This window comes from Streptomyces sp. NBC_00461 (assembly GCF_036013935.1).
In the GTDB taxonomy this organism is placed as follows: domain Bacteria; phylum Actinomycetota; class Actinomycetes; order Streptomycetales; family Streptomycetaceae; genus Streptomyces.
Genome location: NZ_CP107902.1, coordinates 4,631,002 through 4,646,115 on the forward strand (window position 1 = coordinate 4,631,002; position 15,114 = coordinate 4,646,115).

Consider the following 15,114-nt stretch of genomic DNA (forward strand, 5'->3'; position numbering starts at 1 on the left):
CGTCACGACAAACCCCCGCGACCGATGCTGCTCGGCCCGGGGCCGTGGCCGACGCTTCGAAGGAGCGCCGACATGAGGGAACGTATCGCGGGATTCTGCGAGTCGCTACTGCTCGCAATCGTGCACGCGCTGCTACCCGCCCACGGCCGGCACCGAGCCGGGCCGGCCCAACCGCTCGGCGGGGAAAGGCCGTTCGCTCCTGCCGCGGCCACCTCCGCACGACTCGACCACCCCGTCGACGTGGGCCCCTTCGAGCAGGACACCCACCTCGTACGCCCCTACCTCCTCACCCACGACGAGCGCCGCGAACGCCGCCTCCGGCGCAGGCGCCGTCAGGCCCTCTGGCTCGCCGTGCACGGCATCGACGTAGGCCCTCGTCGCATTCACGGAGTGGCGGTGTCCGCATGAGCGCGGCCGAGGAAATCCCCATGCTTGAGCAGTTGCGGCTGCTTCCCTGGACCACTCCCGAAGGCAAACCCTGTTACCTCAGCACCGACGGGGGCGGCAGCAAGCTGTCCCTGCTGGCCGACGACGTGGAAGCGGCTCAACTGGAGTCCGGGGAACAGGTGCTCACGGGATCCGGGGCCGTACTCGCCGATCCGAAGGCGGGTGAACGAGCGGTGCGCTTCGCACTCACCAGGGCGGCCGAGTCCCTGGAGGACATCCTTCGGGTCACGGCCAGTCGAGGCCGGCGGGTCCACCGCTACGGCGGGTGACATCACGGTGATGGCCGGGCGGGACCACCACCTGTGTGGTGGTCCCGCCCGGCCATCGACTTCCGTTGTCCGGCGTCAGTGGAAGCCGAGCATTCCAGGGGAGTCGATGTCGACGGTGAGGAAGCCCGGCGGATAGTCGTCCTCGCGTCCCGTCAGGATGATGGACATGCCGCCGGTCTCCAGATGCGGCGTGGCCACGTAGACGACGTGGCAGGTGTCAGCCCCACCCCACCCGTCACGCACCATTCCGCCCACCGTCACGGCTGCTGTCTGACCGAGCGGGTCGATATGGATTCCCGGCAACGCGAGCAAATCGGCTCCGACGCCCGCGTCCTTCTCCTCGGCCTTCATGAGGCAAAGCGCCGGAACACGCAGCCAGTCACCGGGCGTGTGCGCAACGTTGTCCGCCAAGCGGTGCAGCGCCTGATGCCCGTGAGCGAGTGCGAAAGCCGCACTCGTGTCGAGGATGATCACGCAGCGTGCCCGCCGAGCGCCCGCGCCTTCTCCGCAGCCATCGCGTAGATGTTGGCCAGGACATCAGGCCCGTTGTCGAACTCCTCGTCGGTGAGCGTGCAGCCCATGCGTTCACGCAGCGCCTTGCGGGTGGCCGCCACCCGCTCCGCGATCTGCTCCGCCGTCGGCTGCTCGGACGCCAGCTGCTCGACGAGCTGACCCAGCGTCGTACCCCGCTCCTTGGCGACCTGGGCGAGATGGTCGCGGGCCTGCCGGGACACCTGAATGGTCGTGGTCTCTGCCATAGCGCCACCATAGCCCCACCACAGAACCTTCGGCTCGGTCACGGCGCCCACGTCATCCGATCGTGGTGCCCCGGCAACCTTGGCGGGCGACCGGACGCCGACCGCTTCCTGACCCGCCGCAAGGGCCCACAGCGAGCGGTCCTACTCTCTCCCCAGCCGCGCATCTGTTCGGTGCGCCTGGGGAGGGAAACCGTCGATGGACGAAAGTGGCGTGGAGCGCGAGTACCGCAAGCGACGGAAGCTGCCGCAGGCGTATCTGCTCCTGGTGGGTGTGGTGATGCTGAACGGCCTCATCCAGACCGGCCGCGTCCAGCTCGGTCACGACAACGGCCTGCGCATCTGGACATCTGCGGCGCTCGCGCTGCTCATGGTGGCGACCCTGGTCCGGATCGTGCTGGAGCAGTATCGGGCGCACACGCGCGTCACGGCCGCCGGCATCACCGTGCGGGGAGCCGTACGGTCGCGCACCTGGGCCTGGCAGGAGGTGTACGACATCCGGGTGCAGCCGTCCCCGCGCGGCTCGGGCCGGATGGCCCCCCAGTGGCTCGCTTATCTCTACGACATGGAGGGCCGCCGCGTCCGGCTCCCGCACCTCGACGACTGGCAGTTGGACGACCCGTACGCCGAGGTCTCGGCTCTGCGCCTGGCCGCCGCCCCGCACCGCGGCCTCACCTGGGAACGACGTCCCCAGGTCGAGGAGGGGATCCTGCGGCGGGCCGTGGGGCGCAAGGCGTGGACCTGGGCTGCGTACGGCACGCTCGCGGTGCTGTTCGGCATGTTCCTGGTCGATCTCTGGCAGATCGCCGTCGGTCGGTCGGAGCACCCGTTCCTGCTGTTCGTGTGCGTACCGCTGGCCTCCTTCGGCGTCCTAGGCGCCGTCCTCCAGCGGTACTGGACGGCTCGTCCCCCGCGCTCGCTCGCACAGCAGCCGTAGCTCGCCGAGTGCGCGCGGTGCAGTCCGGCGGAGAACGGCAGCGCGAGGAGCCGTGACGGCGGCGACCGGCCGCCGTCACGGCCCGAAGCACTCCCAGCTGCCGCTCCCGGCGAAATCGGTGAACCACCCGCCGACGGCGAGCGACCCGCGCCGGTTCTGACCGGCGTCAGCGGGACCGGCCCACCGCCAGACCCGAGCCCTGGATCCGCACCCTGATCCCGTCCTTCTCCACCCGTACGTCCCGAAGCCGCAGTTCACCGCGGTGCGGCGAGGGCAGGCTGAAGCCCAGGGACAGGCGGTCGGCGAGGACGGGGCGGGTGAGCCGGGGCAGGGCGTCCAGCAGGGCCGGGTCGAAGCCGAGGCGCTTGAGCAGGGCCGGGTGCTCCAGGGCCAGGTCGATCAGGTTGAGCCGCATGGCCCGGTGGAGGAAGCGCGGTGTGCCGGTCACCCGCGCCAGCTCGGCGTCGGAGCGCAGGGCCTCGCGCACCGCGGAGTCGGGCACGCCGAGCCGCCGTACCACCGACGGAACCGAGAACAGCGCCTTCGCCTTGCTCGTCTCGTGCGCCAGGCGCGCGGCGGAGCTGCGGGTCAGGTGCAGGCCCTCGGAGGCGCCGGTGCCGGGCCGGTAGGTCGCCAGGTCCCCGATGTCCAGCCGCATTCCGCCGATCCGCGTGGCGATGGAGCGGTCGCCGTCCCGGCTGATACGGGCGTCCGCCCGCAGGCGGAGGTCGTGTCCGGCCACCGGAAGCGTGCCGCGGGCGAGCACCCGGTCGCGGCCGTGTCCGGTGAACGTGACCTGGGAGGCGCCGAGTTCACGGTTCAGGTCGTCGAAGGAGAGCAGTACGTCGCCGTCGAGCCGGGGAACTGTCGCGCCCCGTACGGAGGTCGGACCGTCGGGGGCGTCGAGGCGTACGTCGTGCGCGGTCGCCGTCACCCTGGCCAGGGAGACCCGGTCGGCCGCGACGTCCGGCACGGTCACCTTCACCGACTCCAGTCGGCCGTCGGCGAGTTGGGTGAGAAAGGGGAAGCCGCTGATCTCCACTTCGGGCGCCGCGCTCAGCCGCATTCGGTCCTTGAGCGAATCCGCCACGCGCCGCTCGGCGTACAGCAGCGCCCAGCGGTCGGCGAGGCCGAGGAAGGCGGCGAGGACGACGAGTCCCGCCACGGCCTTCAGCGCGAGCGGCAGTCCGGCGAAGCGGCCGCGCCTCCGGCGGCGGCCGCTTCGGCGGTGGTTGGGCGGAGCCCAGGCAGCATCGTCATCATCGTCCTGGGCCTCCTCCGGTACGACCGGTGCCTGAACGAACGGTGCCTGAACGACTGGCGCCTGTACGTCCGTTGCCTGTACGTCCAGGGCGCCCAGTTCTTCGTAGGGGTTTGGATAGGGATGCGTCGATATGTGGTGGGGGGCACGCATCGTTCCATCCGACCATGCGAACGCCCCCCACCCACAACCGAACCCGCGGTTTGCGATCTAGCTCACGATCGTGATCCGGTTGGCGGCCGGCGGCGCGATCGGGTTCGTCGCCGACGAGTTGGCCGTCAGGTACTGCTGCAGCGCGGCGAGGTCATCGGTACCGACCAGGTCGTTCGTGCCCTGCCCCAGCGTCGTGAAGCCGTCGCCGCCGCCCGCGAGGAAGCTGTTGGTGGCGACGCGGTAGGTGGCGGCCGGGTCGATGGCGGCGCCGTTGAGCTTGACGGAGTCCGTCACCACACGGTCCCCGCCGGTCTTCGTCAGGTCCAGCGTGTACGTCAGCCCCGACGACGGCTGCAGGATCTTCGGCGCCGCGGCATTCGTACCGCTCACCTGCTCCTTGAGCACCTGGATGATCTGGGCGCCGGTGAAGTTCTGCAGATTCACGGTGTTGGAGAACGGCTGGACCGTGAAGCCCTCGGCGTAGGTGACGACACCGTCTCCCTCGGCGCCCTTGGCCGCGTAGGTCAGTCCGGCCCGCACCCCGCCCGGGTTCATCAGCGCGAGGTCGGTCTCCGGGTCGAGCTGCTTGCCGTACGCGAGCTGCGCGTCGGCGATCAGGTCGCCCATCGGGGACTCGGTGCCGGTGTTCGGGACGTCGTCGGAGATGTAGCCGATCGCGCGGTTGCCGATGGGGGCCGCGAGGGTGTTCCACTTGTCGATCAGCCGGGTCATGTCCGGCGCCTTGGCGACGGTCCGGGTGACCACGTGGTTCGCCGACTTCACCGACGTACGGGCGATGTCACCGGTGAGGCGGTCGTACGTGAGCGTGGTGTCCGTGTAGAGCCGGCCGAACGACGCGGCCGAGGTGACCATGCGGGGCTTGCCCGCCGGGTCGGGGATCGTGCACACGTACGCGTTGTGGGTGTGACCGGTGACCAGGGCGTCCACCGACGGCGTGATGTTCTTGGCGATGTCGACGATCGGGCCGGAGATGCCGCTGCCCGCGCCCGCGGAGTCGCAGTCGTAGTTGTACGACCCCGAGGCGGGGAAGCCGCCCTCGTGGATGAGCGCCACGATCGACTTCACGCCCTGCTTCTGCAGCACCTTGGCGTACTTGTTGATCGTCTCGACCTCGTCCTTGAACTTCAGGCCCTTGACCCCCTCGGCGGAGACGACACCCGGGGTGTCCTCCAGCGTCACGCCGATGAAGCCGATCTTGACGTCCTTCTTCTTCCACACCCAGTAGGGCTTGAGGATCGGCTTGTTCGTCTTCTCGTCGAGGACGTTGGCGGCCAGGTACGGGAAGTCGGCGCCCCTGAACTTCTTGTCCGTGTAGCAGCCGTCCTTGGGGTGGCAGCCGCCGTTCTGCAGCCGGGCCAGTTCCTTCGCGCCCTCGTCGAACTCGTGGTTGCCGACGCTCGTGACGTCCAGGTCGAGCTTGTTCAGCGCCTCGATGGTGGGCTCGTCGTGGAAGAGGCCCGAGATCAGCGGCGAGGCGCCGACCATGTCACCGCCGGCCGCGGTGACGGAGTACGCCTTGCCCTTGCGGGCCTCGCGCAGATGGGTCGCGAGGTACTCGACACCGCCCGCGTCGATGGTCTTCGTCGTGCCGTCGGCCTGCAGTTCGCTCACGCGGCCGGACGAACCCGACGGCGGCTCCAGGTTGCCGTGCAGGTCGTTGAAGGAGAGCAGCTGTACGTCCTGGTAGCGGCTCGGGCGGTGGTGGCCGCCGCCCTTCGACTCGTGCGCGTCCGCCGGCAGCGCGGCGGCGAATGCTCCGGCGGTGGCGAGTCCGGCGGCTGCGGCCACGAGACGGTACGTCCGTCTGCGGCGCTGGTTCGGCTGGGAAGTGGCTGGCATGCGCCCCCCTGTGGGTCGGCTGAGGAAGTGGTCCTCCGTCCGGCGCAGCCTAGGGTCAACGCGCGTAGCGTGAAAAGGGATCCGTGATGACATCCTGGTTTTCGTTTACCCCTCCCTTGACCCCCACTTTGCGGGGCGGTCCCCTTACCCTCGTACGCATGACCAGCGACGACACCAGCGGCGTACCCAGCGGCGACAGCGCCCGGCCCGGCCGGAACCGCTCCATCGAGACCTACTCCGTGCTGTCGCCGGAGCAGACCGAGGCCGTGCTCTCCCTGCTCGCCGACGCCGCCCGGGAGGACGGCCAGCAGGCGGTGTCCGAACAGGGGCGGCTGCAGCTGCGCCATCACATGGCGTCGCGAAGCGACTCGTTCGAGGGCGGTGGTGGGCGACGGGCGGGAGAGCGCGAAGGGGTGTCCCATCTGCTGCTCCGCGTCGAGGACGAACTCGTCGGCTACGCGCAGCTGGAGGACACCGACCCGGTCGAGGCACCGGCCGCCGAGCTGGTCGTCCACCCCGTGTACCGCGGGCACGGGCACGGGCGGGCGCTGGGCTCCGCGCTGCTCGCCGCCTCCGGCAAGCGGCTGCGGGTGTGGGCGCACGGCGGGCACTCGGCGGCGCGGCATCTCGCGCAGGTCCTGGGGCTCACGCTCTTTCGCGAACTGCGCCAGATGCGGCGGTCGTTGACGGACCTTAACCTGCCCGAGCCGGTTCTCCCGGCCGGCGTCGCGGTCCGTACGTTCGTCCCCGGCGCCGACGACGCCGCCTGGCTCGCCGTGAACGCCGCCGCCTTCGCCCACCATCCCGAGCAGGGCTCCCTCACCCAGCGCGACCTCGACGACCGCAAGGGTGAACCCTGGTTCGACCCGGCCGGGTTCTTCCTCGCCTTCCGCGGGGACGAACTCGTCGGCTTCCACTGGACGAAGGTGCATGCGGCCGAGCAACTGGGTGAGGTGTACGTCCTCGGGGTGCGGCCGGGTGTGCAGGGTGGGGGGCTGGGCAAGGCGCTGACCACGATCGGGCTGCGGCATTTGGAGGGGCAGGGGTTGCCTGCGGTGATGCTGTATGTCGATGCCGACAACAAGGCGGCGGTTGCTGTGTACGAGCGGCTGGGGTTCGTGACGTACGAGACGGACCTTATGTACCGCACGGAGACGTGAGCGTTCGGCGGTTTTGCGGGTTGTCGTGCGGGTGGGTGGGGGTGCGCGTCCCTGGGGGCTGCGCCCCCAGACCCCCGTCGGCCTACGGCCTCGTCCTCAAACGCCGGACGGGCTGAATTGTGCTGGCCTCGTCCTCACACACCAGACCAGCTGGATTGTGCCGGCCTTCTCCTCACACACCAGACCGCCTGGATTGCGCCGACCCCGTCCCCACACACCAGACCAGCTGGATTGTGCAGGCCCCGTCCTCACACGCGTCCCCACACGCCAGACCAGCCGGATTATGTCGACCCCGTCCTCACACGCCAGACGGGCTGGATGATGCCGGCCCGCGTTGAAAAGGTCCGCGTCGGAGAGACAGGGCCCGTCGCCGTAGCGGCTCCGGTATGCACAGGGTCAGTGCCGCCGCTGTCCCCACCAGCAGCCATGCCCAGCGGATGTGCGCTGCGCCCCAGCGGTCGTCCTGTACGGACACGAACAGGGCCCACCGGTCGGGCAGCAGCAGGGGTGCCACCACGGCTGTGAACAGCACGGTCGCTGCCACCGAGGGGCCCGGCCGGGGCTCGTCCGTCAGGCGTGGTGCCAGCGCGCCGATGGCCAGCGCCAGTGCGCAGGCCGTGGCTGCCTCCAGGGTGATGTCGCCGACCGGGGGGCGTACCTCCGAGGGGACGAGGAGGAGCAGGGCCGTCCACCACAGTGCGGTGAGCGCGACGGCGTAGCCCAGGCGCAGGGCGGTGCGCACGGGGCGGCGGACCGGCACCGCGGCGGTGGTGTGCCGGGCCGGGTCGTCCAGCAGGAAGGCCAGCCCCAGCGCGTGCGCGAGGATCGCGGAGCGCAGCAGGACGAGGGCGGCCCACGCGTCGGGCTCACCGCCCGCGAACCGCTGCACCCCGGCGATCACCAGCCCGAGCCCGCCGCCCGCCGCCACCGCCCGCCACGGCAGGGTCCGCAGGACGGGGAACGCCAACTCCCTCGTCACCCGCACTTGTCCGCCTCCTTCGGTGCGGCCACGCCCAGCAGCTGGGCTGCCCGCGCGCTCGTCACCTTCGGCGTCGTCAGTTCCGTCCAGTGGGCCTTCACGCGGGCGGCCACGGTGTCGCGGGGCTTGCCCAGGAGCTCTCGTACGACGTCCGTCTGACCCGCCGTCATCTCCATGGGATTGGTCGGCGAGAGGACGATCGCCGAGCCCGTCACGCTGTCGTCGAGCCGGACGTCGCGCAGGGACTGCATCGGGTCGGGCAACCAGCTCAGGGCGAGCCACATGACGGTCACCGTCCGGCCGTCGCACATCCCCTCCGTCGCCTTCTCGTCGCCCGCGACCAGCACCGAGGAGACGGCCGCGGAGAACTCCGGGACGCGGGGGCCGCCCCAGCGGGTGCCGACGGTGACCTGGTGCGGGGTGGTGGACGGGCGGATCGCCGAGTCGCCGGTGAGGCCGTAGGTGGCGTCGATGCGCTGCCGTACGACAAGCGGCTGCCGGTGCGCGGTACCGCCGGCCAGGGACCGGACGTGGTCCACCACACCGGACCAGATGGCTGTCCGCGGCATCCACTCGGGGAAGGCGCAGTACGTCGACCCGTTCCGCCGCACGCAGGGCTGCACCTTCTCCGGGGTGTGGGTGGCCGTCTCCCGGGCCGCGATCGTGGCGGCCGGCAGGTCCGCGGTCTGGACCGCACCGGCCGTGACCGCCAGCGCCAGCGCCGCGGCGACGGCGCCCCCGAGGGCCCAGCTGCGGCTGCCGCCCGCCAGGACGGCCACGAGCGCCACCGTGAGGGCCAGGCCCAGCAGGTACAGCGCGTGCCAGACCGCGGGGCGGCCCATCAGGTCCGAGGGCAGCGCGAAGGAGCTGTTCTCGCCGATCACCGGAGCCAGCCAGCGCAGGCCGCGCTCGCCGTCCGCGGCGGGGAACGTTCCGGCCACGAACAGGAAGAAGAACAGCACGATCAGCAGTGGCGCCGCGAAGGCCGAGGTCACGAGACGGGCGAGCAGCACCCCGATCGCCCCGAAGAGCAGGACCGTCAGCGGGCCGACGAGGAGTTCGGCCGGTGAACCGCTGCCCACGGCGTCGGACTTGAACGCCGACCAGCCGAACTGGGCCAGCACGCCCGCCGCGACGAGCAGCGCGGGCGCCACGACGGAGAGCACATGAGCCGTCGTCCGCCGCCACGGCTCCAGCACCAGCACCGCGAAGTGGCGTTCCGTGTCGCGCCGCTTGGAACGCAGCACCGCCTGGTTGACGCACAGCAGCACCACGAGGGCGATGAGCAGCGGGCCGGTCTGGGTGGCCCGGTCGGCGTCCTGGAGTGCGGGGTGGCCGTTCTCCAGCTTCGGGGTGCGCCACACGATCCAGGCGACGTACAGCGCGAAGGCGAGCAGCATCGGGATCCGCAGCAGGAGCCTGCGCGCCTCGAAGAGGGCCAGGGCGACGACGGCCGGCCAGGATCTGCGGGGCCCCTCGGTCCGCATCGCGACGGGGGTTTCCTCCATCACCGTGGTCATGCCGCCCTACCTTCGTGAGTGTGTCCCGCACCCGTGCCCGCGTCGTCCAGGGTGAGCAAGTAGCCGTCCTCCAGGGTGGGTTCGAGCAGGTCGGCACCGTCGGGCGGGCTGCCGACATTGCGGAAGGAGCCCGTGCCCGTGCGCCAGCCGGCCTTCGCGCCGGGGTCGCGTTCCGTGCTGCTCCACACGTGTCCGGCCGCGCGTGCGGTCAGTTCGGCCGGGGTGCCGTCGAAGCGGATGCGGCCGCCCGCCATCACCAGGACGCGGTGGCAGAGCATCGCCACGTCCTCGGTCTGGTGGGTGGACAGGAGGACGGTGCGGCCCTCTCCCGCCTGGGCGATCAGCTCCCGGAACCGCATGCGCTGTTCGGGGTCGAGGCCGACGGTCGGCTCGTCGAGGACGAGGAAGCCCGGATCGCCGACCAGCGCGGCGGCCAGGGCGACCCGTTGCCGCATGCCGCCGGACAGCTTCTTGATGCGCTTGGCCCGTACGTCGGCCAGGTCGACCTGGTCCAGCACACGGCGCACCTCCCGGTGGCGGGCGGCGCGGTCCGTCAGCTCCTTGAGGATCGCCACGTAGTCGACGAACTCGAAGGCGGTGAAGTCCGGATGGAAGCCGGGCGCCTGCGGCAGATAGCCGAGCCGGCGCCGCACCTCCTGCCGGCCGGCCGCCGTCGCCGGGTCGTGCCCGAGCGCGGTGAAGGCGCCCCGGTCGGCGGGCACGGCGGTCGCCAGCACCCTCAACAGGGTGGTCTTTCCTGCCCCGTTGGGCCCGAGCAGCCCGGTGACGCCCTGTGTCAGCCGCAGCGACACGTCGTCGAGGGCGTGCGTCCCGCCGTAGCGGAGGCTGAGCCCGGAGGCGGAGACAGTGGGTGTCATACGGCACTTCCCTGGAAACGGTCGAAACGGTCACGTACGAGGAAGAGCAGCCCGCCGGCGAGCGCGGCCACCGCCGCCGCCACCCCCTGGCCGGCCGCGGTGAACGGCACGAGCGTGCCGGCGCCCTGGGCGCGGGCCGCCAGCAGCAGCGCGACCCAGGCCCCGCCGACCAGCGACGGCGCGAGCACCGGGCCCAGTCGGGCGGTGAGCGCCAGTCCGGTCGCGGTGAGGGCGAGCGCGGGCAGCAGCCAGGCCAGGGCACGCAGCCCGAAGCCGGGCAGGGCGAGGGTCGCCAGGCCGTTGAGGCCGAGCCCCGCGACGAGCACGGCGACGGTCCGGATCATCAGCAGTCTGAACCCGTGCACCGGTGCGACGACCGCCATCTCGTACGTCGGGTCCAGCGCGGGTCCGTACGACAGCGCGACCCCGGCGAGGGGCAGCAGCGGCGCGAGGGCGAGGAAGAGTGTGGGCGCGGCGGTCGCCTTGGTCGTGTGGGCCGCCGCGACGCTCATCACGAGCACGGCGGCGACCGCGCCCAGCCAGGAGCGGCGCAGCACGGGCGTGGCCGCGAGCAGCCGTGCGGTGTGGTCGGCGACGCCCAGCCGCAGCAGCAGCGACTCGAACAGCCGCGGCCGGGGCGCGTCGAGTTCCGCGTCCAGCCTCTCCCAGCCGACGTCGAGCCCGACCGGATCACCGACCTCGGCGAGGACGGCCCGGCACCGCGCACAGGCGACCAGGTGGGTGTCGGCGGACCAGAGCAACGGCGGCGCCAACTCGCCCTGGGCGTAAGCCCGTAGATCCTCTTCAGCAACATGCCAGGTCATACCGCCACCTCCCACTTCCAACGCCGCACAGCACCTTTCAGCCCGCCCGCACCATTCAGCCCGTCCGGCGTTTGAGGACGAGGCCGTTCAGGCCGACACGGGGGTCTGGGGGCAGAGCCCCCGGGAACACCGGCCACCGAACCCTCGACGCATACGTCCTGGCTCATGCCAGTGCCTCCCGCAGCTGCATACGGGCCCGCATCGCCCGCGTCTTGACCGTCCCCGGCGGAATGCCGAGCAGGACGGCCGCCTCACGGGTGGTCAACCCGTCGATGACCGTGGCCTGGAGCACCGCGCGGAGTTCGGGGGACAGGCGGACGAGGGCGCCCGCGAGGTCCCCGTGCTCCACTCCCGCGAGCACGCGCTCTTCGGCGGACGCCTCGTCCCGGTGCCGCAGCCGCGTCAGCGCCTGCCGCAGCCGGCCGCGCGCCCCGTCGCCCCGCAGCGCGTCGATGAGCCGCCGCGAGCCGATCCGCCACAGCCACCCCGCGACGTCCCCTTCCTCGCGGTAGTGGGCCTTGCCCCGCCAGATCGCGAGGAACGTCTCCTGTACGACGTCGTCGACGACCCCCGCGTCGGCGCAGCGGCCGCGCAGCCGGGCGGTCAGCCAGGGCGCGTACCGCCGGTACAGCTCCTCGAAGGCGCGCCGGTCCCCGTCCGCCGCGACGGCGCGCAGCAGATCCCCGTCGCTTCTCGTTTCGCTCACGTCACCTCATCGGACGGCCCCGGCGGATCGGTTCACACGATCGCACTTGACTTTGCCGGGCGACTTGCACCACCCTTTCACTACTCAATTAGTGAAAGGGTGGTTGTACGGGTGGTCGAGTACCGCATCGACCGGCGCTCCGGCGTCGCCACCTACGTCCAGATCGTCCAGCAGACCAAGCAGGCCCTCCGCCTCGGCCTGCTGGAGCCGGGAGACAAGCTGCCCACCGCGCGCGAGGTGGTCGAGGCCACCGCCATCAACCCCAACACGGTCCTGAAGGCCTACCGCGAGCTGGAACGCGAAGGCCTGGTCGAGGCCCGCCGGGGCCTGGGCACCTTCGTGCGCAGAACGCTCGGCGCGCAGCCGGCCGACTCACCGCTGCGGGCCGAACTCGACGCATGGGCGCAGCGCGCCAGGGCGGGCGGACTCGACCGCGAGGACGTCGACGCCCTGTTCTCATCCGTCCTCGACCAGCGCTTCCCGAAAACCGACGAGCTCTTCCACGAGCATGAGGGGGACCAGTGAGTTCCACGAGCACCATCCCGGCCGTCGCCCTGGAGGCGTCCGGGCTGGGCAAGCGGTACGGCAGGAGGGCCGCCGCGGCCCTCGACGACTGCTCCTTCCGCCTGCCCGCCGGCCGGATCAGCGCACTGGTCGGCCCGAACGGCGCCGGCAAGTCGACCCTGCTGGCCCTGGCCGCCGGGCTGCTGCGGCCCACCGCCGGCACCCTCACCGTGTTCGGCCGAGCGCCCGGCGAGTTCCGTGACCGCGTGGCCTTCCTCGCCCAGAACAAGCCGCTGTACCCGCAGCTGACCATCGCCGACACCCTGCGCATGGGCGCCGAGCTCAACCCGTCCCGCTGGGACGCGGCGTACGCGTCCCGCATCGTCGAGGAGGGGTCGCTCGGCCCCGCGCAGAAGATCCGCGGCCTCTCCGGCGGCCAGCGCACCCGCGTCGCACTCGCCCTCGCGCTCGGCAAGCGACCCGACCTGATGCTGCTCGACGAGCCGATGGCCGACCTCGACCCGCTCGCCCGGCACGAACTCATGGGCACGCTGATGGCGGACGCCGCCGAACGCGGCACCACCGTCCTGATGTCCTCGCACATCGTCAGCGAACTCGCCGACGCCTGCGACCACCTGCTGCTCCTGGGCGGCGGCCGGATACGGCTCGGCGGCGGCATCGACGACCTGCTCAACGCGCACACCCTGGTGACCGGCCGCGGTACACCCGCCGACCTCGCCCCGCACACGGTCGTGGAGTCCCGGGCCGCCGGCCGCGGCCTGACCGCGCTGATCCGACGCGACGGCCCGGTCGACGGCACCTGGGAGACCGAGGAACCGTCCCTGGAGGAACTCCTGCTCGCCCATCTCCGCTCCCCCGACGCCCCGGCCCTGCTCACCCCGGGCACCACCGCGGCCCCCGTGGAGGTGCGGGCATGACCACGACCACCGCCCCCGCCCCCGCCCCCGTCTCCGCCGCACCCCGCCGCGGCGCCCTGCGCCCGCGCGGCCTGGTCTGGACGGTCCTGCGGCTGCACCGCACGGCGATGTTCGTCTGGCTCGGCTTCGTCGCCTTCACCGCCGGTTTCCTGCTCTGGCTGCAGGGGCCCGGCGCGAACGCCACCCAGGCCAAGCTCGACGCCTTCGGCTACGGCGGAGTGCTCGACGCCGCCTACGACCAGGGCATGCTGCTCGGCTTCACCGCGGGCGCCTACAACAACCTGTTCTACGACCCGGGCACCCTGATCAGCCTCGCCTCCTTCGGCGTCGCACTGTTCGCGGCGGGCCCGCTGACCGCCCGCGAGCTGGAGTTCGGCACCGCACAGCTCGTCTGGGGGCAGTCCCCCTCCCCCGCCCGCTGGCTCGCCACCAAGCTCGCCATGCCCGCGCTCGCGGTCACCGCCGGCATGAGCCTGCTGGTCGTGCTCTACCGCCTGCTGTGGAACGCGCACGGCAATCTCCTGATCGCTGGCATCGGCCCGCGCGCCTTCTACTTCTCCATCGGCCCGGCCACCGTCGCCGCGCCGCTCCTGGGGCTCGCCCTCGGCGCACTCGTCGGCCTGGCCGTGCGCCGTACGCTGCCCGCCCTCGCCGTGGCCGGCGTCGGGTACTTCCTGGTCAACTCCTTTCGCGGCAACTCCTGGCCCTTCCAGGGCCGCTACCAGCAGCCGGAGATCCACTCCCGCAGCTGGGCCGTGAACTCCAAGGGCGCCGTGATCCCGGACCCGGACTGCTACGACAACACACGCTGCCTGGCCCAGCACGGCGTGGTGCGCTTCGGCCGCGAGTACCTGCCGTCGTCCGACTACTGGCCCCGCCAGCTCCTGGAGACCGGTGTCCTGCTGGGCCTGACCGCGCTCGCACTCGCCGCCGCCTTCCTCCTCCTGCGCAAGAGGAGCAACCTCGTATGACCGCCCTCGCGTCCGCCGGTACGGGCTCCCCGGGCACCAGGGGCCTGTCCCGCACCGTGCTGCGCGTGCACCGCACGGCCCTGACCGTGTGGACCGTCTTCATCCTGGCCGCGGTCGGCCACCTGGTGTGGCTGACCGAGGTCACGGCGGACTCCGTACACGCACGCATCGCCGCCTGCAGTCCCATGCAGGACTCGTGCACCTTCTCCTCCGCACTCGGGGAGTACACCGGCCCCCTGGGCATGACCAGCACCTTCGCGTACTACAGCTTCTGGGCCGTCGCCGCCTGGGCGGGCGGCGCACTGATCGGCCGTGAGCTGGAGTCCGGCACCGCCCACCTCGCCTGGACCCAGGGCGTGAGCCCCGCCCGCTGGCTCGCCACCAAGCTCGCCGTGCCCGCGCTGGCACTCGTCCTCGGCGACACGCTGTTCGTCGTCGTGTTCCGCTGGGCCTGGGCCGCGCACCGGGACCTGATGGGCGACGACTGGACCTTCGCGGACGTCTTCGCGGCCCGCGGCCCGACCCTGGTCGCGTACAGCCTGTGCGCCCTGGCGGTCGGCGCGCTCACCGCCCTGCTGCTGCGGCGCGCGCTCGCCGCACTGGCGATCTCGGTCGCCGTGATGATCGTGCTGAACCAGTACCTGGAGATCCAGCGCGAGGACCGCTGGACCCGGCCCCGCTTCTGGCCCATGACCCTCATGGAGAGCGGCATCCTCCTCACCCTCGCCGCCCTCGCGACCACCGCCGCCTTCGTCGTGCTGCGCCGCCGCACCGTGTGACACAACAGATCCGCGTACGTCCTTCCACGAGCGGGAAGGGCGTACGTATCCTCCGGATGGTCCCCGGACGCGCCTTCCAGCCGGGTCCTATGTCCGCCCGGCCCACGTGGACGCCCGGGAGCCGCCCCCCGATATCCCGCACGCCATGTCGCCGTAACCAACGGTTCAGACGG

General features: G+C 71.8%; 17 protein-coding genes. 8 read left to right on the plus strand and 9 right to left on the minus strand.

All coding sequences use genetic code 11. From position 1 onward, the window contains the following. Window positions 1-72: 72 nt before the first annotated feature. Both OG870_RS21660 and OG870_RS21665 read left to right on the plus strand, forming a co-directional pair. Window positions 73-408, plus strand: coding sequence for a hypothetical protein (locus OG870_RS21660; RefSeq protein ID WP_266583465.1), 336 nt, complete (start codon window positions 73-75; stop codon window positions 406-408). Beyond that, window positions 405-716 carry a hypothetical protein gene (locus OG870_RS21665; protein ID WP_327691295.1) on the plus strand — a complete coding sequence of 104 codons (312 nt, stop codon included), beginning with the start codon at window positions 405-407 and terminating at the stop codon, window positions 714-716. Before OG870_RS21660 ends, OG870_RS21665 begins: the two co-directional genes overlap by 4 nt. 75 nt (window positions 717-791) lie before the next feature. Here OG870_RS21665 and OG870_RS21670 read toward each other — a convergent pair whose 3' ends face one another. Then, window positions 792-1,190, minus strand: a complete 399-nt coding sequence (locus OG870_RS21670) for a hypothetical protein (RefSeq protein ID WP_266516987.1) — start codon at window positions 1,188-1,190, stop codon at window positions 792-794. Further along, window positions 1,187-1,474 carry a hypothetical protein gene (locus tag OG870_RS21675; protein ID WP_266516989.1) on the minus strand — a complete coding sequence of 96 codons (288 nt, stop codon included), beginning with the start codon at window positions 1,472-1,474 and terminating at the stop codon, window positions 1,187-1,189. The genes OG870_RS21670 and OG870_RS21675 overlap by 4 nt, the downstream gene beginning before the upstream one ends. A 196-nt stretch (window positions 1,475-1,670) precedes the next feature. Here OG870_RS21675 and OG870_RS21680 point away from each other — a divergent pair, with 196 nt between their 5' ends. Then, entirely contained in the window at window positions 1,671-2,408 is a 738-nt protein-coding gene (locus OG870_RS21680; protein ID WP_266583460.1) for a PH domain-containing protein, read from the plus strand. Between the two features lie 166 nt (window positions 2,409-2,574). Here OG870_RS21680 and OG870_RS21685 read toward each other — a convergent pair whose 3' ends face one another. Beyond that, entirely contained in the window at window positions 2,575-3,822 is a 1,248-nt protein-coding gene (locus tag OG870_RS21685; RefSeq protein ID WP_327691296.1) for an LmeA family phospholipid-binding protein, read from the minus strand. Between the two features lie 57 nt (window positions 3,823-3,879). Continuing rightward, window positions 3,880-5,682 (minus strand): bifunctional metallophosphatase/5'-nucleotidase, encoded by a 1,803-nt coding sequence (locus OG870_RS21690; protein WP_327691297.1) that lies wholly within the window; start codon window positions 5,680-5,682, stop codon window positions 3,880-3,882. Window positions 5,683-5,840: 158 nt separating this feature from the next. Between OG870_RS21690 and mshD the strand changes: the two genes are divergently transcribed. Continuing rightward, on the plus strand, window positions 5,841-6,842 hold the full coding sequence (mshD, locus tag OG870_RS21695) for a mycothiol synthase (protein ID WP_266583454.1): 1,002 nt from the start codon (window positions 5,841-5,843) through the stop codon (window positions 6,840-6,842). Window positions 6,843-7,140: 298 nt separating this feature from the next. Here mshD and OG870_RS21700 read toward each other — a convergent pair whose 3' ends face one another. The 5 genes from OG870_RS21700 to OG870_RS21720 form a co-directional block, all read right to left on the minus strand. Then, a complete protein-coding gene (locus OG870_RS21700; protein WP_405626804.1) occupies window positions 7,141-7,770 on the minus strand; it encodes an ABC transporter in 630 nt (209 codons plus the stop codon). A 47-nt stretch (window positions 7,771-7,817) separates the two neighbouring features. Then, the gene (locus tag OG870_RS21705; protein WP_327691298.1) at window positions 7,818-9,341 is read right to left on the minus strand and encodes an ABC transporter permease; all 1,524 of its coding nucleotides are present in this window, start codon (window positions 9,339-9,341) and stop codon (window positions 7,818-7,820) included. Continuing rightward, a complete protein-coding gene (locus tag OG870_RS21710; protein ID WP_266517003.1) occupies window positions 9,338-10,219 on the minus strand; it encodes an ABC transporter ATP-binding protein in 882 nt (293 codons plus the stop codon). The genes OG870_RS21705 and OG870_RS21710 overlap by 4 nt, the downstream gene beginning before the upstream one ends. Further along, complete coding sequence (locus OG870_RS21715) at window positions 10,216-11,043, minus strand: zf-HC2 domain-containing protein (RefSeq protein ID WP_266583449.1); 828 nt, start codon at window positions 11,041-11,043, stop codon at window positions 10,216-10,218. Before OG870_RS21715 ends, OG870_RS21710 begins: the two co-directional genes overlap by 4 nt. Window positions 11,044-11,206: 163 nt before the next feature. After that, window positions 11,207-11,749, minus strand: coding sequence for an RNA polymerase sigma factor (locus OG870_RS21720; RefSeq protein WP_266517006.1), 543 nt, complete (start codon window positions 11,747-11,749; stop codon window positions 11,207-11,209). 111 nt (window positions 11,750-11,860) lie between these two features. On the opposite strand from OG870_RS21720, the gene OG870_RS21725 reads away from it, so the two are divergent. The 4 genes from OG870_RS21725 to OG870_RS21740 are packed head-to-tail and all read left to right on the plus strand — an operon-like array spanning window position 11,861 to window position 14,941. Beyond that, window positions 11,861-12,274 carry a GntR family transcriptional regulator gene (locus tag OG870_RS21725; protein WP_266583447.1) on the plus strand — a complete coding sequence of 138 codons (414 nt, stop codon included), beginning with the start codon at window positions 11,861-11,863 and terminating at the stop codon, window positions 12,272-12,274. Continuing rightward, a complete protein-coding gene (locus tag OG870_RS21730) occupies window positions 12,271-13,191 on the plus strand; it encodes an ABC transporter ATP-binding protein (protein ID WP_266517010.1) in 921 nt (306 codons plus the stop codon). Before OG870_RS21725 ends, OG870_RS21730 begins: the two co-directional genes overlap by 4 nt. Next, complete coding sequence (locus OG870_RS21735; RefSeq protein ID WP_266839665.1) at window positions 13,188-14,162, plus strand: hypothetical protein; 975 nt, start codon at window positions 13,188-13,190, stop codon at window positions 14,160-14,162. The genes OG870_RS21730 and OG870_RS21735 overlap by 4 nt, the downstream gene beginning before the upstream one ends. Further along, the gene (locus tag OG870_RS21740) at window positions 14,159-14,941 is read left to right on the plus strand and encodes a hypothetical protein (protein WP_266583443.1); all 783 of its coding nucleotides are present in this window, start codon (window positions 14,159-14,161) and stop codon (window positions 14,939-14,941) included. The genes OG870_RS21735 and OG870_RS21740 overlap by 4 nt, the downstream gene beginning before the upstream one ends. The last annotated feature ends 173 nt before the right edge of the window (window positions 14,942-15,114 follow it).

What these genes read in the sequence shown, in the direction of transcription:
- OG870_RS21675 (WP_266516989.1), bottom strand. Translation starts at nt 1,474, where the DNA reads ATGGCAGAGACCACGACCATTCAGGTGTCCCGGCAGGCCCGCGACCAT.
- OG870_RS21685 (WP_327691296.1), bottom strand. Translation starts at nt 3,822, where the DNA reads ATGCGTGCCCCCCACCACATATCGACGCATCCCTATCCAAACCCCTAC.
- OG870_RS21735 (WP_266839665.1), top strand. Translation starts at nt 13,188, where the DNA reads ATGACCACGACCACCGCCCCCGCCCCCGCCCCCGTCTCCGCCGCACCC.
- OG870_RS21665 (WP_327691295.1), top strand. Translation starts at nt 405, where the DNA reads ATGAGCGCGGCCGAGGAAATCCCCATGCTTGAGCAGTTGCGGCTGCTT.
- OG870_RS21705 (WP_327691298.1), bottom strand. Translation starts at nt 9,341, where the DNA reads ATGACCACGGTGATGGAGGAAACCCCCGTCGCGATGCGGACCGAGGGG.
- OG870_RS21690 (WP_327691297.1), bottom strand. Translation starts at nt 5,682, where the DNA reads ATGCCAGCCACTTCCCAGCCGAACCAGCGCCGCAGACGGACGTACCGT.
- mshD (WP_266583454.1), top strand. Translation starts at nt 5,841, where the DNA reads ATGACCAGCGACGACACCAGCGGCGTACCCAGCGGCGACAGCGCCCGG.
- OG870_RS21680 (WP_266583460.1), top strand. Translation starts at nt 1,671, where the DNA reads ATGGACGAAAGTGGCGTGGAGCGCGAGTACCGCAAGCGACGGAAGCTG.
- OG870_RS21740 (WP_266583443.1), top strand. Translation starts at nt 14,159, where the DNA reads ATGACCGCCCTCGCGTCCGCCGGTACGGGCTCCCCGGGCACCAGGGGC.
- OG870_RS21715 (WP_266583449.1), bottom strand. Translation starts at nt 11,043, where the DNA reads ATGACCTGGCATGTTGCTGAAGAGGATCTACGGGCTTACGCCCAGGGC.
- OG870_RS21660 (WP_266583465.1), top strand. Translation starts at nt 73, where the DNA reads ATGAGGGAACGTATCGCGGGATTCTGCGAGTCGCTACTGCTCGCAATC.
- OG870_RS21710 (WP_266517003.1), bottom strand. Translation starts at nt 10,219, where the DNA reads ATGACACCCACTGTCTCCGCCTCCGGGCTCAGCCTCCGCTACGGCGGG.